At 35.9% G+C, this 21,701-nt stretch carries 21 protein-coding genes; 15 read left to right on the forward strand and 6 right to left on the reverse strand.

The genetic code is table 11. The features are described from left to right. Nucleotides 1–291: 291 nt before the first annotated feature. Nucleotides 292–888: a porin family protein gene (locus LF887_RS11135; protein WP_236859256.1), complete on the reverse strand. Its 597-nt coding sequence runs from the start codon at nucleotides 886–888 to the stop codon at nucleotides 292–294. 264 nt (nucleotides 889–1,152) lie between these two features. Then, on the reverse strand, nucleotides 1,153–1,794 hold the full coding sequence (locus tag LF887_RS11140) for a porin family protein (RefSeq protein WP_236859257.1): 642 nt from the start codon (nucleotides 1,792–1,794) through the stop codon (nucleotides 1,153–1,155). A gap of 585 nt (nucleotides 1,795–2,379) precedes the next feature. Between LF887_RS11140 and LF887_RS11145 the strand changes: the two genes are divergently transcribed. Further along, nucleotides 2,380–4,236, forward strand: a complete 1,857-nt coding sequence (locus tag LF887_RS11145) for a tail fiber domain-containing protein (protein ID WP_236859258.1) — start codon at nucleotides 2,380–2,382, stop codon at nucleotides 4,234–4,236. A 98-nt stretch (nucleotides 4,237–4,334) separates the two neighbouring features. Here the strand turns inward: LF887_RS11145 and aroB are convergent, their stop codons facing one another. Then, nucleotides 4,335–5,381, reverse strand: a complete 1,047-nt coding sequence (gene aroB / locus LF887_RS11150; RefSeq protein ID WP_236859259.1) for a 3-dehydroquinate synthase — start codon at nucleotides 5,379–5,381, stop codon at nucleotides 4,335–4,337. Between the two features lie 102 nt (nucleotides 5,382–5,483). Here aroB and LF887_RS11155 point away from each other — a divergent pair, with 102 nt between their 5' ends. After that, nucleotides 5,484–6,665 (forward strand): pseudouridine synthase, encoded by a 1,182-nt coding sequence (locus tag LF887_RS11155; RefSeq protein ID WP_236859260.1) that lies wholly within the window; start codon nucleotides 5,484–5,486, stop codon nucleotides 6,663–6,665. A 190-nt stretch (nucleotides 6,666–6,855) separates the two neighbouring features. Here LF887_RS11155 and pncA read toward each other — a convergent pair whose 3' ends face one another. Further along, the gene (pncA, locus tag LF887_RS11160) at nucleotides 6,856–7,461 is read right to left on the reverse strand and encodes a bifunctional nicotinamidase/pyrazinamidase (RefSeq protein ID WP_236859261.1); all 606 of its coding nucleotides are present in this window, start codon (nucleotides 7,459–7,461) and stop codon (nucleotides 6,856–6,858) included. Nucleotides 7,462–7,674: 213 nt separating this feature from the next. On the opposite strand from pncA, the gene LF887_RS11165 reads away from it, so the two are divergent. From LF887_RS11165 to LF887_RS11185, 5 genes are all read left to right on the forward strand, one after another. Then, nucleotides 7,675–8,817 carry a DEAD/DEAH box helicase gene (locus LF887_RS11165; RefSeq protein WP_236859262.1) on the forward strand — a complete coding sequence of 381 codons (1,143 nt, stop codon included), beginning with the start codon at nucleotides 7,675–7,677 and terminating at the stop codon, nucleotides 8,815–8,817. 203 nt (nucleotides 8,818–9,020) lie between these two features. Beyond that, nucleotides 9,021–9,557, forward strand: coding sequence for a YfiT family bacillithiol transferase (locus tag LF887_RS11170; protein WP_236859263.1), 537 nt, complete (start codon nucleotides 9,021–9,023; stop codon nucleotides 9,555–9,557). Next, complete coding sequence (locus LF887_RS11175) at nucleotides 9,551–10,012, forward strand: DUF1569 domain-containing protein (protein WP_236859264.1); 462 nt, start codon at nucleotides 9,551–9,553, stop codon at nucleotides 10,010–10,012. Before LF887_RS11170 ends, LF887_RS11175 begins: the two co-directional genes overlap by 7 nt. Further along, entirely contained in the window at nucleotides 10,009–10,389 is a 381-nt protein-coding gene (ytxJ, locus tag LF887_RS11180; RefSeq protein WP_236859265.1) for a bacillithiol system redox-active protein YtxJ, read from the forward strand. Before LF887_RS11175 ends, ytxJ begins: the two co-directional genes overlap by 4 nt. After that, nucleotides 10,386–10,982: a Crp/Fnr family transcriptional regulator gene (locus LF887_RS11185; RefSeq protein WP_236859266.1), complete on the forward strand. Its 597-nt coding sequence runs from the start codon at nucleotides 10,386–10,388 to the stop codon at nucleotides 10,980–10,982. Before ytxJ ends, LF887_RS11185 begins: the two co-directional genes overlap by 4 nt. Before the next feature lie 10 nt (nucleotides 10,983–10,992). Here the strand turns inward: LF887_RS11185 and LF887_RS11190 are convergent, their stop codons facing one another. After that, a complete protein-coding gene (locus LF887_RS11190; RefSeq protein ID WP_236859267.1) occupies nucleotides 10,993–12,405 on the reverse strand; it encodes a PLP-dependent aminotransferase family protein in 1,413 nt (470 codons plus the stop codon). Nucleotides 12,406–12,500: 95 nt separating this feature from the next. Between LF887_RS11190 and LF887_RS11195 the strand changes: the two genes are divergently transcribed. The 5 genes from LF887_RS11195 to LF887_RS11215 all read left to right on the forward strand — a co-directional run bounded on the left by LF887_RS11195 (nucleotide 12,501) and on the right by LF887_RS11215 (nucleotide 15,834). Further along, complete coding sequence (locus LF887_RS11195; RefSeq protein WP_236859268.1) at nucleotides 12,501–13,385, forward strand: DMT family transporter; 885 nt, start codon at nucleotides 12,501–12,503, stop codon at nucleotides 13,383–13,385. A 320-nt stretch (nucleotides 13,386–13,705) separates the two neighbouring features. Next, a complete protein-coding gene (locus tag LF887_RS11200; RefSeq protein WP_236859269.1) occupies nucleotides 13,706–14,317 on the forward strand; it encodes a Crp/Fnr family transcriptional regulator in 612 nt (203 codons plus the stop codon). Nucleotides 14,318–14,505: 188 nt separating this feature from the next. Next, nucleotides 14,506–14,808, forward strand: coding sequence for a hypothetical protein (locus LF887_RS11205; protein ID WP_236859270.1), 303 nt, complete (start codon nucleotides 14,506–14,508; stop codon nucleotides 14,806–14,808). A gap of 14 nt (nucleotides 14,809–14,822) precedes the next feature. Then, entirely contained in the window at nucleotides 14,823–15,206 is a 384-nt protein-coding gene (locus LF887_RS11210; protein WP_236859271.1) for a hypothetical protein, read from the forward strand. A gap of 127 nt (nucleotides 15,207–15,333) precedes the next feature. Next, nucleotides 15,334–15,834, forward strand: coding sequence for a CinA family protein (locus tag LF887_RS11215; protein ID WP_236859272.1), 501 nt, complete (start codon nucleotides 15,334–15,336; stop codon nucleotides 15,832–15,834). Between the two features lie 14 nt (nucleotides 15,835–15,848). Here LF887_RS11215 and LF887_RS11220 read toward each other — a convergent pair whose 3' ends face one another. Next, a complete protein-coding gene (locus LF887_RS11220) occupies nucleotides 15,849–16,649 on the reverse strand; it encodes a helix-turn-helix domain-containing protein (RefSeq protein ID WP_236859273.1) in 801 nt (266 codons plus the stop codon). Between the two features lie 187 nt (nucleotides 16,650–16,836). On the opposite strand from LF887_RS11220, the gene LF887_RS11225 reads away from it, so the two are divergent. The 3 genes from LF887_RS11225 (at nucleotide 16,837) to LF887_RS11235 (ending at nucleotide 21,595) form a co-directional block, all read left to right on the forward strand. Next, complete coding sequence (locus tag LF887_RS11225; protein ID WP_236859274.1) at nucleotides 16,837–17,979, forward strand: Atu1372/SO_1960 family protein; 1,143 nt, start codon at nucleotides 16,837–16,839, stop codon at nucleotides 17,977–17,979. Nucleotides 17,980–18,502: 523 nt separating this feature from the next. Continuing rightward, a complete protein-coding gene (locus LF887_RS11230; RefSeq protein WP_236859275.1) occupies nucleotides 18,503–20,380 on the forward strand; it encodes a hypothetical protein in 1,878 nt (625 codons plus the stop codon). A gap of 276 nt (nucleotides 20,381–20,656) precedes the next feature. Then, a complete protein-coding gene (locus LF887_RS11235; RefSeq protein WP_236859276.1) occupies nucleotides 20,657–21,595 on the forward strand; it encodes a hypothetical protein in 939 nt (312 codons plus the stop codon). Nucleotides 21,596–21,701 lie beyond the last annotated feature (106 nt).

A 21,701-nucleotide genomic window follows, 5' to 3' on the forward strand; every position in this document is an offset into this window, starting at 1 on the left:
ATCACTAAATATTTTTTTATAATTATTTAACATTTTAAAATGAATAAATCCTATTTTATATACTCGTTACTTTTTTGAAGCAAAACCTTTGAATCACCTATTTATTGTTTATGATAAAAAATATTCAATAAGTAGATTCTTGAATAATAGGAGGATTTTTTAGGTCTTTCCTTTAGACTTTCCTTATTTCTTATGAGTGTATTAAGGTTAAAAAGGAAAGAAGCTGCTTCAAAATGAAACAACTTCTTCTTATTAATTATAAAAATTTGAGGTCAAAATACAATTCAGTACTTAGAATTTGTAAGCCAAACCTACCTGGAATGCTCCGTTTTTCACAGAATCAGAACCATCAATTCTATTTTTTGCGATATCAGATAATCCCGCAACATATCTTACATTAACTCCGATGTTTTGAGTAAAGTAATATCCTGCACCAATACCAATACCAAAATCAAATCCTTTTGTCAAATCTTTAGTATCAATCTTTGTAGAGTTATCCTTCAATTGAGAACTTAACAGAATGTTAAATTGAGGCCCGGCTTCAAGATAAAGGTTTGGAAGTGCATTATATTGAAACATTACCGGTATAGACAGGTAGTCTAAATTAAGTTTTGAACTGCTGTCATATTTGTCTTTAGCTCCCATACCGCTATATAGTATTTCAGGCTGAACAGAGAAATCCTGAGCTACCGGAATTGTTGCAAATGCACCTGCATAAAATCCAGCTTTAGCTTTCAGATTATCCCCTGAAAGAGTAGACACGTTAAGACCTGCTTTTAGTCCAAATCTGATAGGAGATGAAGAGGCAGCTGATTTAGAAGTAGCAGTGCTTTGAGCAAAAGCGAAAGTTCCTGCAACCAGTGCAAGACCAAAAAGAATCTTTTTCATAGATTAGTTTTATTTTAATGTTGTTTAATCTCCTGCTTACTTGCAAATAATGTACCAACAGTGTTTTTCTGTCTTGTGTTTAATGCTTTTTGTTTACAAATATGATCAACAACCTGATAGACAGTATTAATGTTTTCGGATCAGAGATTAGACTATCAAGATTTAAGCCATTTCCGATATCAGAAGCTATTATAAAAAAAAACCAGATTAAAACTAATCTGATCTTTTATTGAATATAAAAAAATTTGTTAAAGAATGGTGTGCTTATTTAAATTTATAAGCTAATCCTACCTGGAATACGTTGTTTTTTACAGAGTCACCAGAATTGTTTTTATAAATATCTGTAAGACCTGCTGTATATCTGGCGGTAATTCCTAAGTTAGGAAGGAAGTAATAACCAGCTCCGATCCCTATACCAAAGTTGAATGTTTGGAAATCATCTTTGTTAAGAGTCGCAATTTGGGTACTGCTGTCATTGTTTGTAGAATTTTTGAATTTATCCTTAGCACTTACCAGGAATCCGAATTCAGGACCTGCTTCAAGGAAAAATTCCGGAGTTGCATTATACTGGAACATTACAGGTACTGCAACATATCCAAGGTTTCTCGAGTATTCACTTCTGTAAGTATTACCAAGTGCTGAATACTCTCTGGTTACTTTTGAACCTAAGTCGTTATAAATAACCTCTGGCTGTACACTGAAATTACTTGCTACTGGAATGTTGGCAAATACACCAGCGTTAAAACCGATTTTGGATTTAGAGTCACTTAAGTCTGCTCCGTTAGATAGTGAAGAAACGTTCATACCACCTTTTACCCCAAATGTTACAGGGTTCGTAGATGTCTTTTGTTGAGCGAATGCTAAGGTTCCTGCAGTTAATGCTAATCCTAAAATTAACTTTTTCATAACTTTTAATTTTTTAATTTTACTCTTTCTAATTTTAAATTTTACTACCTGTCAACATTTTCAGTTGAACGCAGAGTATCTTCCAAATTGCTTGCCAAAAATATATTTCAGAATTAAAATTAACTAAAAACAGGTTTGTTTATTGAAGGTAATTGCATTTAACATATTGTTTTTCAGGTTTTTATGAATTTAAATAAACATTTGTTTAGAAATGATCTAAATTGACAATTTTGTCAAAAATTGGGTTAAAAAGTTGAACGGCTGATCATAATTCTTCCATTCATCATTCAATTTTTTTATAGAATCAATAATTTCAAGGATTTTTTTATTCCAAATTCATTCTCTATGTTGAATGGTTTACGGTTTTTTTGCTTTTTAGTATATAATATTTGAGGCTGATATGACTTATTACTATCAGACAATATAGGATTTGAGATATTCCTTTAATCCAAATTCTGCAAAAGCATCTGCTAAACGTTATCTATCTCATTTTCTTTGCTAATTTTGCGTTTCTTATAAAATAATAACCTGATATTCTTACAAAATCGCTTATTGTATTGGTAAGAATTCATTAATTTCTACACCATGAAAAAATGCACGTTGCTGCTCTTATTTCTTTTTTTTGAAAATAATTTCCAAGCCCAGGTGGGAATCAATACAACAACTCCTAATGCGTCCTCAGTGTTAGACCTTGTGGGCTCTAATAAAGGCCTTTTGATCCCCAGAATTGCCCTAACAGGAAGCTCAGATACTTCTACAGTTCCGTCGCCTGCCAATTCTTTAATGATTTACAACAGTGCTGCTGCAAACGGTGTTGTTCCTGGATATTATTATTGGAGTACAAATGCCGGACGATGGGCAAAAGTACTTGATGATCTTACCCCCATTATAATGACAGGATGGAGCCTGACTGGAAACTCCGGAATGGTAAACGGAATTAATTTTATAGGAACTTCAGATAATGTAGATGTTATTTTTAAAAGAAATAATATTGTCTCCGGTGTATTAAATACCACTAATACGATCTTTGGGGTCAATAGTTTAACCGCTAATACTATAGGATTGAACAATACTGCGGTAGGAGTGAATAATTTGATTTCGAATACCACAGGAAGTATGAATACAGCTATAGGATCAGAGGTGTTGAGCAGCAACAAATCGGGTATACAGAATACAGGATATGGGTACCGGGCTTTATATTCGAATCTTGATGGAAATAATAATGTAGCCAACGGCTATTTTTCACTGTATGCTGCTAAAAGTACAATAAGCAACGTTGGTATCGGGGCGAGTTCACTTCGAGAGCTTATCTCCGGAGATGAAAATGTAGGGGTAGGAGGAGATACTTACCGAATGCTTCCCGGTGGAAGGGGAAATACGGCTATTGGAGGATCTGCCGGATATAGCTTAAATACGGTAAATAATTATAATACTTTCATAGGCTTCCGGGCAGCTGCAGGACTTGTTTCCGGAAAATCCAATACCATTATCGGCGCCAATGTGAGCGGTCTGCCTGCTTCACTTTCAAATAACGTTATCATTGCGGATGGTGACGGAAACAGAAGAATCAATATTGACCAGAACGGAAATATTGGTATAGGGACCAATACTCCCAAATTTCCTCTGGATATCAGGTTAAAGACCTCCGCATGGCCTCTGCCGGTATCAAGTATTACCTATTACGGAATAAGCCCGGATTCAGGCTCTTTTGATGGAATGTTAACTACTTACTCCAATTACACGAATGATATTGGTGCTTTCAATGCCAACACTTCTATTTATGCAGACGGAAATATTATATCGGTAGGAAAACTAAGTGTAGCACAGACCTCTCTTTTTTCTGATCAAAGAATTAAAAATATCATTGGTAAATCGGATAACGTAAAAGACTTAGCCATCTTAAAAAAGCTGAGTATTACCGATTATCAGATGAAAGATAAAGCTTTATATGGCACGCAGGAATTTAAAAAGGTAATCGCTCAGGAGGTTGAGAAAGTATATCCACAGGCAGTCAGTAAAAGTGGTGTGAAGGCTTTTATCCCCAACATCTACCAGTTGGCAAAACAAAATGGTGCAGTTTTTATGTTTGAAAAAGCTGTTGATATTGCTAAAGCAGATAAATTCCTTAAAATATATGATGAAACAGGGGAAATTATTTTGGAGATAAAAAGCAGTACACCTAACAGTATAACAGTTGATCTTGCAGATAAAAAGCTGAAAGGAAAGTTATTTGTTTACGGAACTGAAGTGTCAGACATAAGAACTGTAGATTACGATGCTTTATCTATGCTGAATATCTCTGCAACTCAGGCGTTGGTAAAAAAAATAGAAGCATTGGAAAGTGAAAATGAAACCTTAAAAAAATCGAATATAGAAATGCAGCATAAGCAGGTCCGTTTTGAAGAAAGGTTAAAAAAACTGGAATCTTCCTTTACAAGATAAAAATAATTTTGAACGGTATTAATAAGAAAGCCTGACTATTTAAAATCAGGCTTTTTTCTTTTACAATCAATAATATTGTTTAAAAATAAAAATTCGATTTAAAGGTCATTAAGTTTTCTATAAAAATGAATAGATTCCAGGATGTTTTTTGGACTGCACTGATGATCATAAGTACACGCACCAATTCCGGAAAGCAGAGAAAAATTGATTTTACTATCAATATTCTTTTTATCATTCATCAGCAATGCGGTAATATCTTCATCTTTAAAATCGCTGATATCAAGATAAGGGTAATATCTCTGGATATTTTCAATGATTATTTTCGAATCTTCTTCAGAAATAAGATTTTCAAGGTAAGCAAGATATGTTTCCGAAATCATTCCCATGGCAACCGCCTCTCCATGAAGAATAGGGTTTCCCTGCTGCAGGCATAAACTTTCAACGGCATGTCCTATAGTATGCCCAAAGTTTAATGTCTTTCTGATGTCTTTTTCATGGAAATCTTTTTCCACTACATTCTGTTTGATATCCATAGAGGTCTGGATGTGAGGTGTTACTGATCCTACATCCAGTTTATGGATCTGAATAAGCTGCTCCCAATGTGCTTTGTCAGCAATCAGCCCGTGTTTCAGCATTTCTGCAAATCCGCTTCTCAACTCTTTGAATGGTAATGTTTCTAAGAATTTAGGGAAAATAAAAATCTGTTCCGGGAAAGCAAAAGTGCCTACCATATTTTTATAATGCATCAGGTCAATACCTGTTTTACCGCCTATAGAAGCGTCACACATGGATAAAAGGGTAGTAGGGATGTTGATGAACTGTATACCTCTCTTATAAGTAGAAGAAACAAACCCTCCCATATCTGTGATCACACCGCCACCAAGATTGATGACCAGTGCTTTTCTGTCCGCCTGCATTTCTGTAAGAATTTCCCAAAGCTGATTTGCGGTCTGAATATTTTTCATTTCCTCACCGGCCTCAATTTCCAGAATTTCAAATCCAAGATCTGTTTCCATATTGCCTAAAAGAATAGGAAGGCAGTATTCATGAGTGTTTTCGTCCACTAAAATAAAAATTTTACTGAAAGTTTTTTCATGAAGAAACTCGTTCAACTGGGAGAAATTATCGTTTAATATTGTTATCATCTTCAAATATATGTAAGGTTAAAAAAGTAAACTATCCTGCAAAGTTATGATTCTTAATTTTTAACTCGTAACTAAATTACTATCTTTGCAGAAATTTTTAGAATGAGCAGAGATAATAATAATTCAGACAGACCAAAGAGACCAAGAATTTCAACCAAGAAAAGTTCTGATGATTCTCGTGCTTCCAGATCTGGAAATTCTTCAGGATCAGGATCTTTTAAAAAACCTTTTTCTAAAGACGGAGGAAGAAAAGGCCCAGAACATCAAGGATCCAACTCAAAATTTGAAAAGAAACCTTTTAAGAGAAATACAGAACGCTCTGACAGCTCCAGCGAAGATTCCGGTTCAAAAACTGAGAGCAGAGCTTACATTACGAATAAAAGTGAGAGCTACGAGAGAAAATCTTTTGGAAAACCTAAAAGAGGAGGAAAGAGCTTTGATACTAGAGATAAGTATGAAAGAGGCAGCCTGAAATATGGAAGAAGACCATCTAGCGGGGACGACAGAAATGAAGACAAAGCAAGATCTTTTGTACAGAAAAGAAGGCTTAACAAAATCGAAAAGGATGTCCACAAAGACACGATCCGTTTGAATAAGTATATTGCCAATTCAGGAATCTGCAGCAGAAGAGAAGCTGATGAACTGATTACCCAGGGACTTGTGGAAGTGAACGGGAAAGTAGTTGAGGAAATGGGGTACCAGGTACAGAAAACAGACAGAGTAGTTTTTGACGGACAAAACATTACTCCTGAAAAACCTGTTTATGTACTTCTGAACAAACCCAAAGGTTACATTTCTACCACGAAGGATGACAAAGCAAGAAAAACAGTAATGGATCTTGTGGCTAATGCTTCTCCGTACAGACTTTTCCCTGTGGGAAGACTGGATCGTTCAACAACGGGGGTTATTCTGTTAACGAATGACGGTCACATGACTAAAAAATTAACGCATCCATCTTTTGATGCTAAAAAGATTTATCATGTAACACTGGATAAGAAACTTACGGTAGAAGATTTACGTCTTATTGCTGAAGGAATTCGTCTTGATGAGGGAGTAGCAGTTGTTGATCAGATTTCATTCATCGAAGGAAAACCTAAGAATGAGATAGGAATTGAAATCCATATCGGATGGAACCGTGTGATCAGAAGAATATTCCAAAGATTAGGATATGAAGTGGAAGCTTTAGACAGAGTAATGTTCGCCGGAATGACGAAGAAGAACATCAAGAGAGGACACTGGAGAATTCTTACAGACCTGGAAGTGAATAATCTTAAAATGTTGTAAGAGCATTGTAAATGAAGAGGATGTGATTTTTTTAATTTCATATTGACAAAACTCTTTTAAAACGATCATTTTAAGTTTAAAGAATAAAAAAGCGCAGAATTTACTTCTGCGCTTTTGTTTTGGGATGATCTCATTAAGTATGAATGCTGAAATTTTAATAGGTGTAAAGTCACCATTCACCATAGAATATCTATCCTAATACTGTTACTCCTTTCTCTATCATGTCATAGATGGCATCTCTGCCGTTATCAGGCTTTACGTTTACCGCACGCGTTCCATTGAAATGAAGGCAGGTAACATAGCCATTAGCTACTGCATCCTGAGCCGTGAACTTCACGCAGTAATCCATTGCCAATCCTACGATTTCCAATAACTGGATATCATGGTATTTCAGGAAATCATCCAATCCGGTTTTCATAAAGTGATTGTTATCCTGAAAGCCACTGTAGCTGTCAATTTCAATATTTTTTCCTTTTTGTATAATGTGGGTTACTTTATCCTGATTCAGGTCTTTGTGAAATTCTGCACCAAAAGTCCCCTGAACACAATGATCCGGCCACATAAATTGTGGAACGCCGTTTAAAATAATGCTTTCTCCAACTTTTCTTCCATTGCTGCTTGCAAAACTTTTATGTCCCGCAGGGTGCCAGTCCTGGGTAAGAACTACCTGGTCATATTGATTTTCCTCCATCAGAAGATTGATGTACGGAATAATTTCATTAGCTCCCGGTACTGCAAGTGCTCCGCCTTCACAAAAATCGTTCTGTACATCGACTATTATTAACGCTTTTTTCATATTTTGATTTCTCGAATTTTTGATAAATTTACAAAACTAACAGACAAAAATTTGTCCAAAACTGAATTATCGGACAAATCGGCAATATAATTTGAAAAAATACTATAAAAAAAGCAGGGGAAGTAAAAAAACATAAACTTTGTTTGTATCGATTCTCTTTCGAAGTGTAAACCAAATATCAATAGCTTATCTTTGCAGAAAATAAGTATTTTTATGTCATTTGAGTCTTTAGGATTATCACACAATATTATTCGTTCTGTTAACAAGTTAGGTTACTTAAAACCGTTTCCAATTCAGGAACAGGCAGTCCCTGTTATTTTACAAGGGAAAGATCTGATGGGAATTGCACAGACAGGTTCCGGAAAAACGGCTTGTTTTGTGATGCCGATTTTAGAAAAATTACAGAATTCAGAAGTTAAAAAAGACCGTAATGTTCAGGTTTTAATATTGGTGCCTACCCGTGAATTAGCCATTCAGATTGATGAGGTTTTTAGAGCTTTTACAGAAAACCTGAAAAGGGAAATCCGTACAATGGCAGTGTATGGCGGTGTATCCATCAACCCGCAAATGAAAGGGATGTTTGGGGTAGAGGTTCTTATTGCAACTCCCGGACGTTTATTAGACTTAATTGATCATAATGCACTGAGCATTTCCGGTATTCAGCATCTGGTAATTGACGAAGCGGATAAAATGTTTCAGCTGGGCTTTGGTGAAGAAATGAATAGGCTTTTTGCTCTAATGCCTGTGGTGAAGCAGACAACTTTGTTCTCAGCGACTTTAAATGATAAAGTTTCTGAAATGAAAGAACGGTTATCCATTAATCCTACCGTTATTGAAATAAAAAAAGAAGAAGTTGAAATTGATAATATCGAACAACTGGCCTATCATGTTTCTCCGGAAAACAAAGGTCCTTTTTTACGTTATTTAATTAAAGAAAAGAAGGTTGAAAAAGCTTTGATTTTCGTTTCTTCTACAAGATCTGCAGATAATTTGGTTGAAAAACTTAAAAAGAATAAAATTAAAGCAGTGGCTATCCACAGTCAGAAGTCACAAGGGGCACGTAGAAACAATTTGGAAGAATTCAAAGTGAATGGAGCTCAGATTTTGGTGGCTACAGACTTAATTGGCCGTGGTATTCACATTGAGTCTTTACCTTGTGTGATCAATTATGAATTGCCGCGTTCGCCTTTAGACTACATTCACCGTATTGGTAGAACAGGCCGTGCCAACGAAAAAGGAACTGCTATCAGTATTCTGACGGATGATGAACTGCAGCATTTCAGAGTGATTCAAAAGAAAATGGGTAAAAAAGTAACTTTACAAAGAACAGAGGGTATTGACCTGCATGGTTATTAACCGATCAATTAAAATACAAAAAAGCTTCAATTCTATAAAATTGAAGCTTTTTTTATTCCGTGAATGCATCTTCCTTTCATAAGTACAATTAACACTTTTTTTACATTTGAATTTCTCGAATTTTTGATAAATTTACAAACATAACGTCCAAACACTGAATGATCGGACAAATCGGCAATATTAAAAAATTAAAACCTTGAACAATGAGTGATTTAGAGAATAAAAAATTTCCAATAGGGCCGTTTGAAGCTCCTGAAAATATCTGTGACACAACACTAGATACCTATATCAAAGTGATCAAAGATTTTCCGGGCAGGCTGAAAAATCTCATTGAACATTTTACAGAAGATCAGTTAGATACGCCTTACCGCGACGGGGGATGGACTGTAAGACAGGTGGTAAATCATCTTTCAGACAGCCACATGAATAGTTTTATCCGTTTTAAACTGGCTTTAACGGAAGATAACCCAACCATTAAACCCTACGATGAAGCTAAGTGGGCAGAACTTCAGGATAGTTTTCATATGCCTGTAAAACCGGCCATGAGAATATTGAAAGGAACACATCAGAGATGGGTTACATTACTTAAAAGTCTTACTAATAAACAGTTTGAGAGAACATTTCATCATCCTGAGCACAATAAAAACTATGATCTCAGGGAAAGTCTTGCATTATATGTCTGGCACTGCAATCATCATTTTGCCCATATTGAAAATCTGAAGAAAGAAAAAGGTTGGTAAAGAAAAGACTTGGTAACCCCATATATTATAAGGAAATTGTGGACAGAATTTCCAAATTATCTGAAAACTCCTCTGGGAAATGGGGGAAAATGGATGTGTCTCAAATGTTTAAGCATTGCGACCTTGTACTGCAGGTGGCTCTGGGGAAAATTGAACTTCCTCCTATCAACGTCCTTTTTGAGACAATAGGGGTGATCACTAAAATAGAAATGTATGTTTTCAATAACGGAATTCCCAGAAACATGCCCACTTTTCAAAAACTTATCGTTAATTTTGAGTGTGATTTTGATGAATCAAAAACCAATCTACTGAAAACACTGGAGGGATTCCGGGCGGCCTGTGAAAATAAAAGCCTTCCCGGCCACCACAGATTATTCGGGAACATGACTGAAAAAGACTGGGAATTTTTAGAGTATAAGCATCTTGATCATCATTTAAAACAATTTAATGTATGAGTTTTTTTGATAAAATATTTGGTGGAAAAAATGAAACCCCTGATCAAAAATCTTTTTGGAAAAAGATAGAATCTGAGGAAGATCTGGCAAAAGCCATTGAGGAATCTTACCAACATAAAATAGCGATATTTAAGCATTCTACAAGTTGCTTTATCAGCAGGACGGTATTGAAAAATTTTGAAAAAGAAGTTGAAAGCTCAGATCAGCCTGTGGAAGTCTATTACCTGGATTTATTAGCTTACAGACCTATTTCTAATAAAATTGCTGAAGACTTTGATATCAGACATGAAAGTCCGCAATTAATCGTTATAGAAAATGGAAAACCTGTGAACAATGCTTCCCACCAAAGTATTTCTTTAAGCCAGATTATATCATGAAGAATATCAATAATTATTTAGCCAAAGTTTTGAATGTTCCGCTTCAGAGTGTGAACACCTGCAGCCTGCATTACGAAGTAAAAAAGATTCCTAAAAATCAGTTTCTTCTTCAGTATGGTGAAATATGCAGACATATATTCTTTGTAGAAAGAGGGCTGATAAAGATGTATTCTATAGATAAAAACGGGAAAGAGCACATTATACAGTTTGCTCCGGAAAGCTGGCTGATCTCAGACCGAAGCAGTCTTTATTTTAATGAAAAATCAAATTATTACATAGAAGCCGTTGAAGATTCCGAAGTGTTATTTTTACATCCTGATTTTTTCAATAAACTGGTAGAACAATTTCCGAACAGTATTGAAAGAAGTGATTTTCTTCTTCAGAAACATATCAGAAGCCTTCAGAACAGGATCAATTCTTTATTAGGGGAGACTGCAGAAGAAAGATACATGAAGTTTATTAAAATGTATCCGGATTTATTGCTTCGTGTTCCCCAATGGATGATTGCTTCTTATCTGGGAATTACTCCGGAGAGCTTAAGCCGTGTGAGAAAAGAGCTGGCAAGGAAAAATTTCGTTCCCGATAACAAATAATGATAAGTCTTTAAATCTTTTTTGCAAGATTTCCGATCTGTCTGAGCTTTGCCTGGGTATCTTCTGACCACGGAAGACCAATACAAAGCCTCATACAGTTTTCAAACTGCTCCTGAAAGGTAAACATCCTTCCGGGAGCTATGCTTATATTCTGTTTAATCGCAAGATCATAAAGTTCAGTAGTACGAATCTTTTTATCAAATTCTACCCAGAGAGAAAGCCCTCCCTGCGGACGGCTTGTTCTGGTGCCTTCAGGAAATGATTCTGCAATAGTCTGTACATAATTCTGATAATTACTTTGAAGCGTTTTACGAAGATGTTGAAGGTGTTTTTCATATTTCCCAGATTTTAAAAAATTGGCAACCGCTTCATTCACAATTGAAATGGATGAGGTAGAATGAAGCAACTTAAGCTTTAGTATTTTCTCTTTGTATTTGCCGGGAGCAATCCAGCCTACGCGATATCCGGGGGCCAGTGTTTTTGAGATAGAACTGCAGTAGAGTACACTGCCGTCTTTATCGAAAGATTTACAGCATTTTGGACGGGACGACCCGAAGTAAAGGTCTCCGTACACATCATCTTCAATAAGCGGAATATTATTTTCTGAAAGTATTTTTACGATTTCCTTCTTATTTTCATCAGGCATACAACTTCCCAGAGGTGAGTTGAAATTGGGAATCAGCAGGCACAGATCAATTTTAGGAATTAATTTTTTTAAGGCATCAATTTCTATTCCTGTAGTAGGATGGGTAGGAAGTTCCAGAACTTTTAATCCCATACCGTTGGCGAGCTGCAAAATTCCGGGGTAGCAAGGGCTTTCGATAGCAATGGTATCACCGGGTTTTCCTAATGCCATCAGACAGAAAGACAATGCATTCATTCCTCCATTGGTGGTAACCAGATCATCTTCTTTAAGATTGCCTCCCCATTGAAGGGAGCGCACAGCAATCATTCTTCTGAGTTTAAGATTCCCCTGAAGTTCTTCATATTCCGTTCCGCCTTCTTTAAGCTCACGGATGGCGTTTACAATCTCCTTTTTCAGTTTAGCCTGAGGGAGAAGATCTCCGGAAGGGATTCCAATAGAGAAAAAGGTAAGATCTTTCCGGCCCATATTTTCATAGATCTTACTGATCAGCTCATCAGGTTCATCATTATTGGCAATTAAAGAAGGGCGGCTTACCTCAGGCAGAGGAAGTTTCACAGATAGAAGCTGGCTTACAAAATAGCCCGATTGAGGCTTGGATTCAACCATTGATAGTGATTCAAGCTCCAGAAAAACTCTTTTTGCGGTATTCATGCTTACCTGATGCTCCTGGCACAGCATTCTTACTGACGGAAGCTTGTCCCCAGCTTTTAAAACGCCGTTTCTGATCTGATTGGCAATACCGTCTGCAATTTCTGTATATAAAAATTCTTTGCTCATAATTTTAAACTGTGCTCGTGCAAATATACAAAACTGATACTGTGTTTATTTGTTTTTCCTTTCTAATTTTGGCCCAATAATTAAAACTTAAAGAAATGATGATCAATACAATCTCAAAAGACCAGGCTCTAAGCGGCTGGATCAACGGGTTCATAGGAGTATTGCTTTTTAGTGGGTCTATGCCCGCCACCAAGTTTGCAGTAATGGAAATGGATCCTATATTTGTAACTATTGCACGGGCTGTGATTGCAGGTGTTCTTGCTCTCTCAGTATTGATGATCTATAAAGAAAAACGTCCTGCCAAAAACCAGCTGTTTTCTTTGGTTTTAGTAGCAATAGGATGTGTAATAGGGTTTCCGTTGCTTTCTGCATTGGCACTGCAATACCTTACTTCAGCACATTCTATTGTATTTCTTGGAATGCTGCCATTGGCCACTGCCATTTTCGGAGTAATCCGTGGGGGAGAGAGGCCTCATCCTATATTTTGGCTGTTTTCTATTATCGGAAGCCTTCTGGTCATTGGTTATGCTTTCTCTCAGGGTATTTCTGTATCTCCAATAGGAGATATTCTGATGCTTCTGGCAGTTATTGTATGTGGAATGGGGTATGCCGAAGGAGCAAAGCTTTCAAAAACATTAGGGGGATGGCAGGTTATTTCATGGGCATTGGTAATATCCCTGCCAATAATGCTTCCTCTGTTTTTTGTCTATTTTCCTGAAAATATTGAAACGGTAAGCTTTAAAGGGTGGTTTGGATTGGGCTATATTTCTCTATTCAGTATGTTCATTGGTTTTATATTCTGGTATAAAGGACTTGCGCAAGGTGGTATTACTTCTGTAGGGCAGCTCCAGCTTTTGCAGCCTTTCTTTGGGCTGGCGCTGGCAGCTTATCTTCTCCATGAACAAGTCAGTATGGGAATGTTGGGAGTAACTGTAGGGGTTATTCTATGTGTGGTAGGAACTAAGAAGTTTGCTAAATAGAACAATTTATAGATAGAAGAGATGATATTCTGAATTCTCAAAAGATAATTCCCCGGATAAAAAGACGAATTGAGTAATAAGTCAAAGCCTGTTTTCATTTTATGAAAACAGGCTTTTTTATATCTGATATTTTGAATGAATTGGAATGGTTTATTTTTAATAAATAGCCAATAGTCGTTTTTTGATGGTAAATTGAATTATATAAAGATGATAAATCATAAATTTGATAATTGATTTAACGATATTTAACATTTTTATTAATTTGTAAGGTTTAATATTTGTATAATATAAAGACCAATTATAAAAACCAACACGAAATTATGAAAACGATAAGTTGTATGAATATCGATGAGAATTTGCTGTATTCATGGGGTGCAGAAGATAAAACTTACAAGCCCAAAGAAATGATTTTTGAAGAAGGCGATCATACCCTTTATTATTTTCAGATTGCTAAAGGAAGAGTAAAACTCAATAACTATAATGAAGATGGAAAAGAGTTTATTCATAATATTCTGGGGAAGAATCAAAGCTTTGGTGATCCGCTGCTTTTTCTGGATCATCCTTATCCTATGAATGCAGTATGTATTGAATCCTCAGATATTATAAAACTTCCCAAAAGTAATTTCATGGAAATGCTTAGAGAAAATCCTGAGCTTTCGCTTGAAATGAATGCCTGCTTTTCTCAGCAGGTGTACTATAAACTAATTATGATGCAGAGTCTGGCTTCACAAAATCCGGTTCAGCGGTTAAAGGGAATTCTTAATTATCTCAAAAGTTTTCATGATGAAGGCTGTGGGAGTTTTCAGGTTTCTTTTACAAGACAAGAACTTGCTAATCTGGTAGGGTTGCGCGTAGAAACCGTAATCCGTACTTTAAAAAAAATGGAAAAAGAAGGGAGTATAAGATTAGAAAACAGAAAAATATTTTATTAATATTATTTATATGATCCAAGTCATAATGAAGTGAGTTATTTTGACGTAAATTTCAAATATAAATTTTCAACAAAATTCTGGTAAGCTCAGAGGAAAAGTGGAGTAAAGTTTTTAGCTTTTATCCCACAATTTTTCGGAACAGGTTCTTCTTAAGATGTATGGTTACCACGAACTCAAATATATGATGTATGGATTCTCAGAAAATAATAAAAAATTTAAAGCATAAAGATTTTGTAAAAGTACCCAATATAGGAAAATGGTATGAAGAAGGATCTGCTATTTATGCCAAAGAAATAAAAGAGAATATATTTCTGTTATTTATTATCTTAAAAGGTATAGATATAGAAAACATAAAAGCCTTGATAGCCTGCTTCGACTGTTTCAGCAGTATTGGAATTAAAGAGCCTGAACAGATCATGTTCTACCTGCACATTAAAGACAAGGATGATCTTCATTATTTTGAACAATATTTAAAAACTTCCAACAACTAATGACCATTTAAAATATGATATTTGAAAACGAGACCTTACTGCATTCCGGATTGAATGATAAAAATAATGCTATTGAAAATGAATCTTTATTTCCGCTTATTATCAATTCATATGGAGTAACCGCATTTCTCATCAAATCTTTGGAAAAAATTAAAAACAACGCGAAATGTGAGGTGCTTAAAAAAGTAATTGACGGTTATGTGGAAGAATATTTTCTTCACATCCGTGAGTTTCATAGTAAAAACACAAAGGAAACAGCGGATGCTAATGATGAAATAAGAGTAGAGACCGATTCTTTTACTTTATATGCCAAAACAGCATATTATAAAGTAAAAAAAGAGGAGGAGTATATGAACAGGTTTCTTGAAATACTTGAGAATAGCAAGAAAATAGATTAAATATAATCTTCACCCCAATCTGGTATATAAGAGAATTAAAAAGCCGCTGTTCCTATCCATTCAGCAACTTTTTCTTCCTTATTTTTTCCGGAATAAGATGATCACCAATCCCTTAAAATAGTATATTATGGACTTTCAAAAAAATCTGCTGGAATATATCAGCCAATCTCTACTGTCGATAGACGAAACGATTGCAGTGGCCGAAAGTGTTACTTCCGGATGTTTACAGCTTGCTTTCTCACAGATGCCCAGTGCCTCTTTATTTTACAAAGGTGGAATGACAGCCTATACCTTGCCGGAACAAGTGAGGTTATTAAAAGTAAGCAGAGAAGAAGCAGAGGATTGCGATTCTGTTTCAAAAAATATAGTTGAAACAATGGCACTGCATATTGCAAAGTTATTTGAATCTGACTGGTCTATTGCCACTACCGGTTATTCTACATCAAGCGAAAATTCATCCTATAAAGTATTTGCGTATTTTTCATTTTCTTATAAAGGAGAGATCATTTTCACCAAGAAATTGGAACTGCATCCTAAAACGCAGGCTTTGAACGCTCAGCTATATTATACAGAATTTATTTTGGGCTGCTTTAAAAGTCAGCTCAACAGATTATTAATTTTAAAATAATACCACACATTTTATCAGTGTTCTCTTTTATTTTTATTGTTTCCCGGCTTTGCTTTCATCACAGTGAAATAAGAGGATGTAAAAGCTGAGAGACTCTGATAACCTATTTTGTAGGCAATCTCGCTTAAAGTATACTGTTGGGAATCTATCAGTTCTATACTTTTTAAAATCCTTGTAAGCTGAAGGTATTTTTGTAAAGTGATACCTGTTTCATTTTTAAAGATCCTCTGAAGAGATCTTACAGACATCTTAGCTTTTTCAGCTAAAGAATCAATGTCCAGATTATATTTAAAATTAGCGTTAATCTCGTTACAAACAGGGATCAGCCTCGCATCGGTGGGCACAGGAATTTCCAGTCCGTTACTTTCTTTACAGAAGTTAGGCAGACTTTTCAAAATCGCTTTGAAGAAAATATCCTGCTCATCATTTTCTATTAAAGATTTATTCCATTTTGAAGCATAAAGCAGCATCTCTTTGAGAACAGTGGGAACGGCAAAGACATGAATATTCTGATAAAACTCTTCTTCAAAAACTGATTTGAATAAAAATACCATCAGATTGACCGTTTTCGCCTCAGAAGTTATTTGGTGTGCTTTTCCGGAAGGTACCCAGATCACATGATGCTGAGGTACAAGGTAAATCTTGTGATCAATATGGAAATACTGATAACCCTCTTCTACAAAAGTGAGCTGAGCGCGATGATGAATATGCTCGTAATCATCATGTTTCCAGTTTTTTTCACACCATACATAGGCTTCCTTATCAATGGTATCTACAAACTGGCTCTCTGTTTTCTCTAGCAGGCCGCATTTCATTGTCGTTTTGGATATATATTTTGGCAAATTTAATAAAAACGCCAATAGTAATTTTGTAACATCAAAGAAATAGATATTTTAAGTCATCATTTTTTTAATCAGAGGGTGATGATAACCTGCCTTTTCAGGGATTAAAATATAACATTGAGAGTCAAACAAAAAAATATAAACTTATATCTTATTTATAATGAAAAAACTATGTTCTTTTTTTATCTTAATTTTACTATTAAACACCATTCATATCATGGCACAAAATAAAGCTAAAATATTGGTTTTGATCCATTCTGATAATGGAGGAACCTACCAACTGGCTAAAGAAATAGCCAAAGGCATTGAAAGTGAAAATAATGCAGTCTCTTATATCAAATTGGTTAAAACATCACAAAATCCTACTCTTAAAAACCTGCCTGTAGCAACAGTAGATGAACTTACCAGCTATGATGGAATTGCTTTTGGTTCTCCTGTTTATTTCGGAAATATCAGTACTGGGATGAGCGAATTTTTATCAAAAACCGTTCAGCTTTGGACCAATCATGGATTGGAAGGTGTTCCGGCTACAGTTTTCATGTCTGCGGGAAGCGGCGCAGGAAAAGAACTGGCACTTCAGGCATTCTGGAATAGCCTTGCTGTCCACGGAATGGTTTTGGTTTCGAACGGAATCCGCGGTACCGAAGAGCTTAATAAATCGATACCTCAAGGAAATACAGTATTGGGAATCACCAGTATGGCTTCCTTAAAGGACGTAGAAAGACCTACAAAAGATGAGCGTCAGCTGGCAGAACTTCAGGGGAAAAACTTTGCAAAAGTAGCCCTGGCAATGAAAGGTACTTTCAGTAAAAAAATGACAACTGCTTCTCCTGCAGTACAGGCTGAAGGTATCAATACCGTTTTAAAACAGAAGAATATAACATTACCCAAGGTTCCCCAGCCAGCAGGAAATTATAAACCTTTTGTACGTTCAGGAAACCTGGTGTTCATTAATCAGGTTGCTTTGAAAGACGGTAAGATTCTAAATCCCGGAAAATTGGGTGTGGATGTTAATGAACAGCAGGTAAAAGAAGCCACTAAAGCCACAATGCTTAATGTTATTGCAGTGTTAAAAGAAGCTGTTGGGGGAGACCTGGACAAAGTGAAGCAATGTGTTCAGCTTACAGGGATTTTCAATACAAAAGATGATTATACAAAACATGCTGACCTTATGAATGTAGCTTCAGACCTTACCGTTGAGGTTTTTGGAGAGAAAGGGAAACATGCACGGGCTACTTTGGGCGCCTCATCTATTCCTGTGAATTCTTCCGTGGAAATTCAGGCTGTTTTTGAAGTCGAATAAAAAAATTAAACAGATATTGAGACCTTGCGCTTACTTGTAAGCGCAAGGTTTTTTTTATCCGGTTTTGAAATCCGGTTTTTTTTGCTGGTTATTCACTCTTTTATTTTTTTTTAGGTATAAACTGGCGTTAATAAAAAATCATAGAGCAGTGAATTTTGGATAAAAAAAACATTTTTCTGTTAATATTCGAGAATATTAATAGACGTTTTGCTTTTCTTTTTAACAGTTTTAAACCCATTCAATATGAATGGATTACCCTTTTTTACTATTTCATTCAAATGATCTGTAAGGTATTAATATTCCAGAATATTAACAGCTATCTTATTGCAGAACGGTTTAGAGAATCCTAAGTTAACTGCAGAAAAGCAAATAAGCATTACAGATCAAATCACTCAGTAAACTGAAATCATTTTAGCTGACGGTTTAAAAAGGATATCTGTCTTCTGCGGTTTTGTTTTTTAAAATTTATCATGTTAAAAATTTATCACCAATAATCATTACTAATTTTAAAAAGATCACCAATATGAAACTAATACAAAACGGGCAAACATTTCTGTCAGCAGGTATGATTCTTTTCTCTATATCTGTCTATTCCCAAATAGGAATAAATACTCCGTCTTCTGCTGCTACTTTAGATATCAAAGCTAAAAATGAAACAGGAACAACCTCTAATGTTGATGGACTTCTCATTCCAAGAGTCGACCGTCAGAGGGCAGAAAGTATGCTTGGAGTTCCTGCGTCAACATTAATCTATATCAATAACGCGACAACAGGCTTTGGGGTGGGGCAGGCGGCTAATATTACATCTACTGGATATTATTTTTATGATGGCAGTGCATGGGTAAAATTAATAGACCCTAACAATTTGAATATTTATAACAGTAACGGATTTCTTACAGAGAACAGACTGGTAAATCAACTTGCTTATCAACTTGCTTTTATAGGGTCGGCAGAGAATGCGTTTTCTATAGACAGAAATACTTTTTCAGTGGATGCCGCCAATCACAGGGTAGGTATAGGCAGTATTAATCCGGTACAGCGGCTTACTGTTGTAGACGGAGATACCACAAATCTTTATCAGGTTATTGCTTCATTTATGAATGCGAATCTTACGGGAGGTTTGGGAATTGGTTCTACAGGGATACAAACGGTAGGTTCAACTTCTAATCTTGATCTTACACTAAACGCAAAAGGAAAAGGGAATATCATCATGCAAACTGCTGATGGTGTCGCTGGAAATGTTGGAATAGGAACTTCTGTTCCTCAAAAGAAACTGCATATCAATGGATCAATGCAATTAACCAATGAACTGAACGTGGGAGGGAATGCAACCGTATCAGGTACAGCGGGGACGTCAGGGCAGGTCCTTACATCGAATGGTGCCGGAATAGCCCCTTCATGGACAACAGCTGCTGCTAATATCAACATCTACAATTCAAATGGAACGATCAAAGAAGACAGAACCGTAACCCAGGAAGATAAGTCACTAACATTTACCGGAACCACAACCAATATGTTTTCTGTAGATGGAACTACTTTTTCTATAGATGCTTTGAATAAACGAGTAGGGATAGGTACTTCTAACCCTCAAACCAAACTGGATGTGACTACTTCCAATAATTCTTACGGAATACAGCATAGTAACGGAACGGTGAAGTTAAGATCATATATAGGTACAGATGCTGCCTGGCTGGGCAATTACAGCAGCCATTCCTTATATTTTATGACCGGCAATTCTGTACGTCTGGGGATAGATACCAGCGGTAATGTAGGGATAGGTACAACGACTCCGGATACAAAACTTCATGTGGCTGGCGGCGCTAAAATTGAAAGTATCCCGCTGAGTACCAGTACTTCGGATGTTGCTTTGGTAGCAGATGCAGACGGTACCATAAAAAAAAGGAGAAATGATGTTCAGGGAATTACCAGAGCTTATCTGGCTCAAAACAAATTAACGGGGCCAGGTTTATATTCGATCAATAGATTAACCGGTTTTACAGCTATTGATAATTTAGGAAGCTATTTCAATACAGCCAGTGGCTATTTTACAGCACCGGATACGGGGATGTACCGGATTTCTATGACGGTTTCCTCTAAGTTCACGGACCCTAACCAAAATATATCTTCAATTTCTAATGTTATGTTTGGCTTTGTAGATGGAACAAGTAACAATTGGGTGATGTGTTTTTCAGTTCCTTCTTCTTATATAAAAGGGGATTTTGGAACAGGGATTAACAATGTAGGCGTAGCCAACACCTTCCTGGGAATTTGCCAGTTAACTGCTGGTAAAACCTATTATTTCGGTGCTACAGGAGGACTTACCCTTATATCTAACCCTACTACACTTTCAGGGGCGGGTGTAGGAAGTTATTTTGAAATTCAGTTACTGAATAATAATTAAGGATTATAAAAAATACATACATATTATCTTATTCTGAAAATTCTTAAGCGGAGTAGTTCAGCATATCAAACAATGGTACTTTCACTATAGTAGATTTTGGTTGATATGCTTACTGCTTTTCGTTTATAAATCAATTCATTATATATTGATGTTTAACAATATGATTTTATTCACTTATAATAAGATATTGTGTGAAATAATTTTGTTATATGTTTTTTTTGATTTAAATTTATATACCATTCATTACTGAAAATTAACAATCATAAAAAATATTAAATGAAAACAAGTTTATTAACCACAGCATTTTTATTTTGTTTTTCGCTAAATTTTGCACAAGTAGGGATTAATAATGTTCTTCCAAAAGCCACATTAGATGTTACAGCAAAAGCTGTTGACGGAACAAGCGCTGAAGGAGTAATTGCTCCCAGGCTGACAGGTGATCAGTTAAAATTAGGGGATTCAAAATATGGATCTGAACAGACTGGAACATTGGTTTACGTCACCTCTCCGGTTACAAGTCCTTCTATTAAAACGGTTAATGTTGTAAAATCCGGCTACTATATGTTTGATGGCAGTGTATGGAAATACGCATTTGGAAGTAGTGAAAATGATGGAAGTATTGATAAAGGTGAACAAATTTTTTATCACGGAACCTGGGGAAGTGCGAATTTAGGGGGAGGAGGAGTCAATGGAACGATTTCTTCAAACTGGCTAAGTTCCAATTTATTTGATCTTCCAATTTTAGGGGACAAGATCAGACTTGACGGGTATTTTTCAAGTCCTGTATCCGGATCTTCCTCTATTGCCTTCAATCCCAGATTAGTGAATATTTCTAATGCAAAAGTAAAAATCTGGGTTTCTGCCTTGTCCAATGTTGACCGGTTTGCTTATAGTAATATTGTTCTAAATCCTGCAGGTTCTTCCAGTGGAGCACCGGGAAATGATGGCTCCTTATCAAGTACAACAGCCAACGGAGGCTGGGTAAATCTGGATAATGGAATTTATCAGGGATATGGCGACAACCAGACTCTTACAGGAACAACTACAGCCAATATAAATCCTACAACCCCTTCTCAGGAAGTAGAAGTGCTGGATATCATCATGGAAGCAAAATGGTATAGAGTCTATTTCTTTATCATCGTAGATAATAAAGATGATACTAACGTGGCCAATATGAAGCGGGAGGTCTATCTCTCCATACAAAGGCTGTATTAGGATATATATAATTCGCCCGCTTTTTACAGATTTACATAGTTTTTTCAATAGAACTGTCTCAATACAAGAGTAATAAGGATTGACTTTGTAAATCTGTTTTCAGTGG

Source organism: Chryseobacterium sp. MEBOG06, assembly GCF_021869765.1.
GTDB lineage: Bacteria > Bacteroidota > Bacteroidia > Flavobacteriales > Weeksellaceae > Chryseobacterium.

Excerpts from the sequence above, each read along its gene's own strand:
- LF887_RS11135 (WP_236859256.1), bottom strand. The coding sequence starts at position 888 with ATGAAAAAGATTCTTTTTGGTCTTGCACTGGTTGCAGGAACTTTCGCT.
- LF887_RS11140 (WP_236859257.1), bottom strand. The coding sequence starts at position 1,794 with ATGAAAAAGTTAATTTTAGGATTAGCATTAACTGCAGGAACCTTAGCA.
- LF887_RS11145 (WP_236859258.1), top strand. The coding sequence starts at position 2,380 with ATGAAAAAATGCACGTTGCTGCTCTTATTTCTTTTTTTTGAAAATAAT.
- aroB (WP_236859259.1), bottom strand. The coding sequence starts at position 5,381 with ATGATAACAATATTAAACGATAATTTCTCCCAGTTGAACGAGTTTCTT.
- LF887_RS11155 (WP_236859260.1), top strand. The coding sequence starts at position 5,484 with ATGAGCAGAGATAATAATAATTCAGACAGACCAAAGAGACCAAGAATT.
- pncA (WP_236859261.1), bottom strand. The coding sequence starts at position 7,461 with ATGAAAAAAGCGTTAATAATAGTCGATGTACAGAACGATTTTTGTGAA.
- LF887_RS11165 (WP_236859262.1), top strand. The coding sequence starts at position 7,675 with ATGTCATTTGAGTCTTTAGGATTATCACACAATATTATTCGTTCTGTT.
- LF887_RS11170 (WP_236859263.1), top strand. The coding sequence starts at position 9,021 with ATGAGTGATTTAGAGAATAAAAAATTTCCAATAGGGCCGTTTGAAGCT.
- ytxJ (WP_236859265.1), top strand. The coding sequence starts at position 10,009 with ATGAGTTTTTTTGATAAAATATTTGGTGGAAAAAATGAAACCCCTGAT.
- LF887_RS11185 (WP_236859266.1), top strand. The coding sequence starts at position 10,386 with ATGAAGAATATCAATAATTATTTAGCCAAAGTTTTGAATGTTCCGCTT.
- LF887_RS11190 (WP_236859267.1), bottom strand. The coding sequence starts at position 12,405 with ATGAGCAAAGAATTTTTATATACAGAAATTGCAGACGGTATTGCCAAT.
- LF887_RS11195 (WP_236859268.1), top strand. The coding sequence starts at position 12,501 with ATGATGATCAATACAATCTCAAAAGACCAGGCTCTAAGCGGCTGGATC.
- LF887_RS11200 (WP_236859269.1), top strand. The coding sequence starts at position 13,706 with ATGAAAACGATAAGTTGTATGAATATCGATGAGAATTTGCTGTATTCA.
- LF887_RS11205 (WP_236859270.1), top strand. The coding sequence starts at position 14,506 with ATGGATTCTCAGAAAATAATAAAAAATTTAAAGCATAAAGATTTTGTA.
- LF887_RS11210 (WP_236859271.1), top strand. The coding sequence starts at position 14,823 with ATGATATTTGAAAACGAGACCTTACTGCATTCCGGATTGAATGATAAA.
- LF887_RS11215 (WP_236859272.1), top strand. The coding sequence starts at position 15,334 with ATGGACTTTCAAAAAAATCTGCTGGAATATATCAGCCAATCTCTACTG.
- LF887_RS11220 (WP_236859273.1), bottom strand. The coding sequence starts at position 16,649 with ATGAAATGCGGCCTGCTAGAGAAAACAGAGAGCCAGTTTGTAGATACC.
- LF887_RS11225 (WP_236859274.1), top strand. The coding sequence starts at position 16,837 with ATGAAAAAACTATGTTCTTTTTTTATCTTAATTTTACTATTAAACACC.
- LF887_RS11230 (WP_236859275.1), top strand. The coding sequence starts at position 18,503 with ATGAAACTAATACAAAACGGGCAAACATTTCTGTCAGCAGGTATGATT.
- LF887_RS11235 (WP_236859276.1), top strand. The coding sequence starts at position 20,657 with ATGAAAACAAGTTTATTAACCACAGCATTTTTATTTTGTTTTTCGCTA.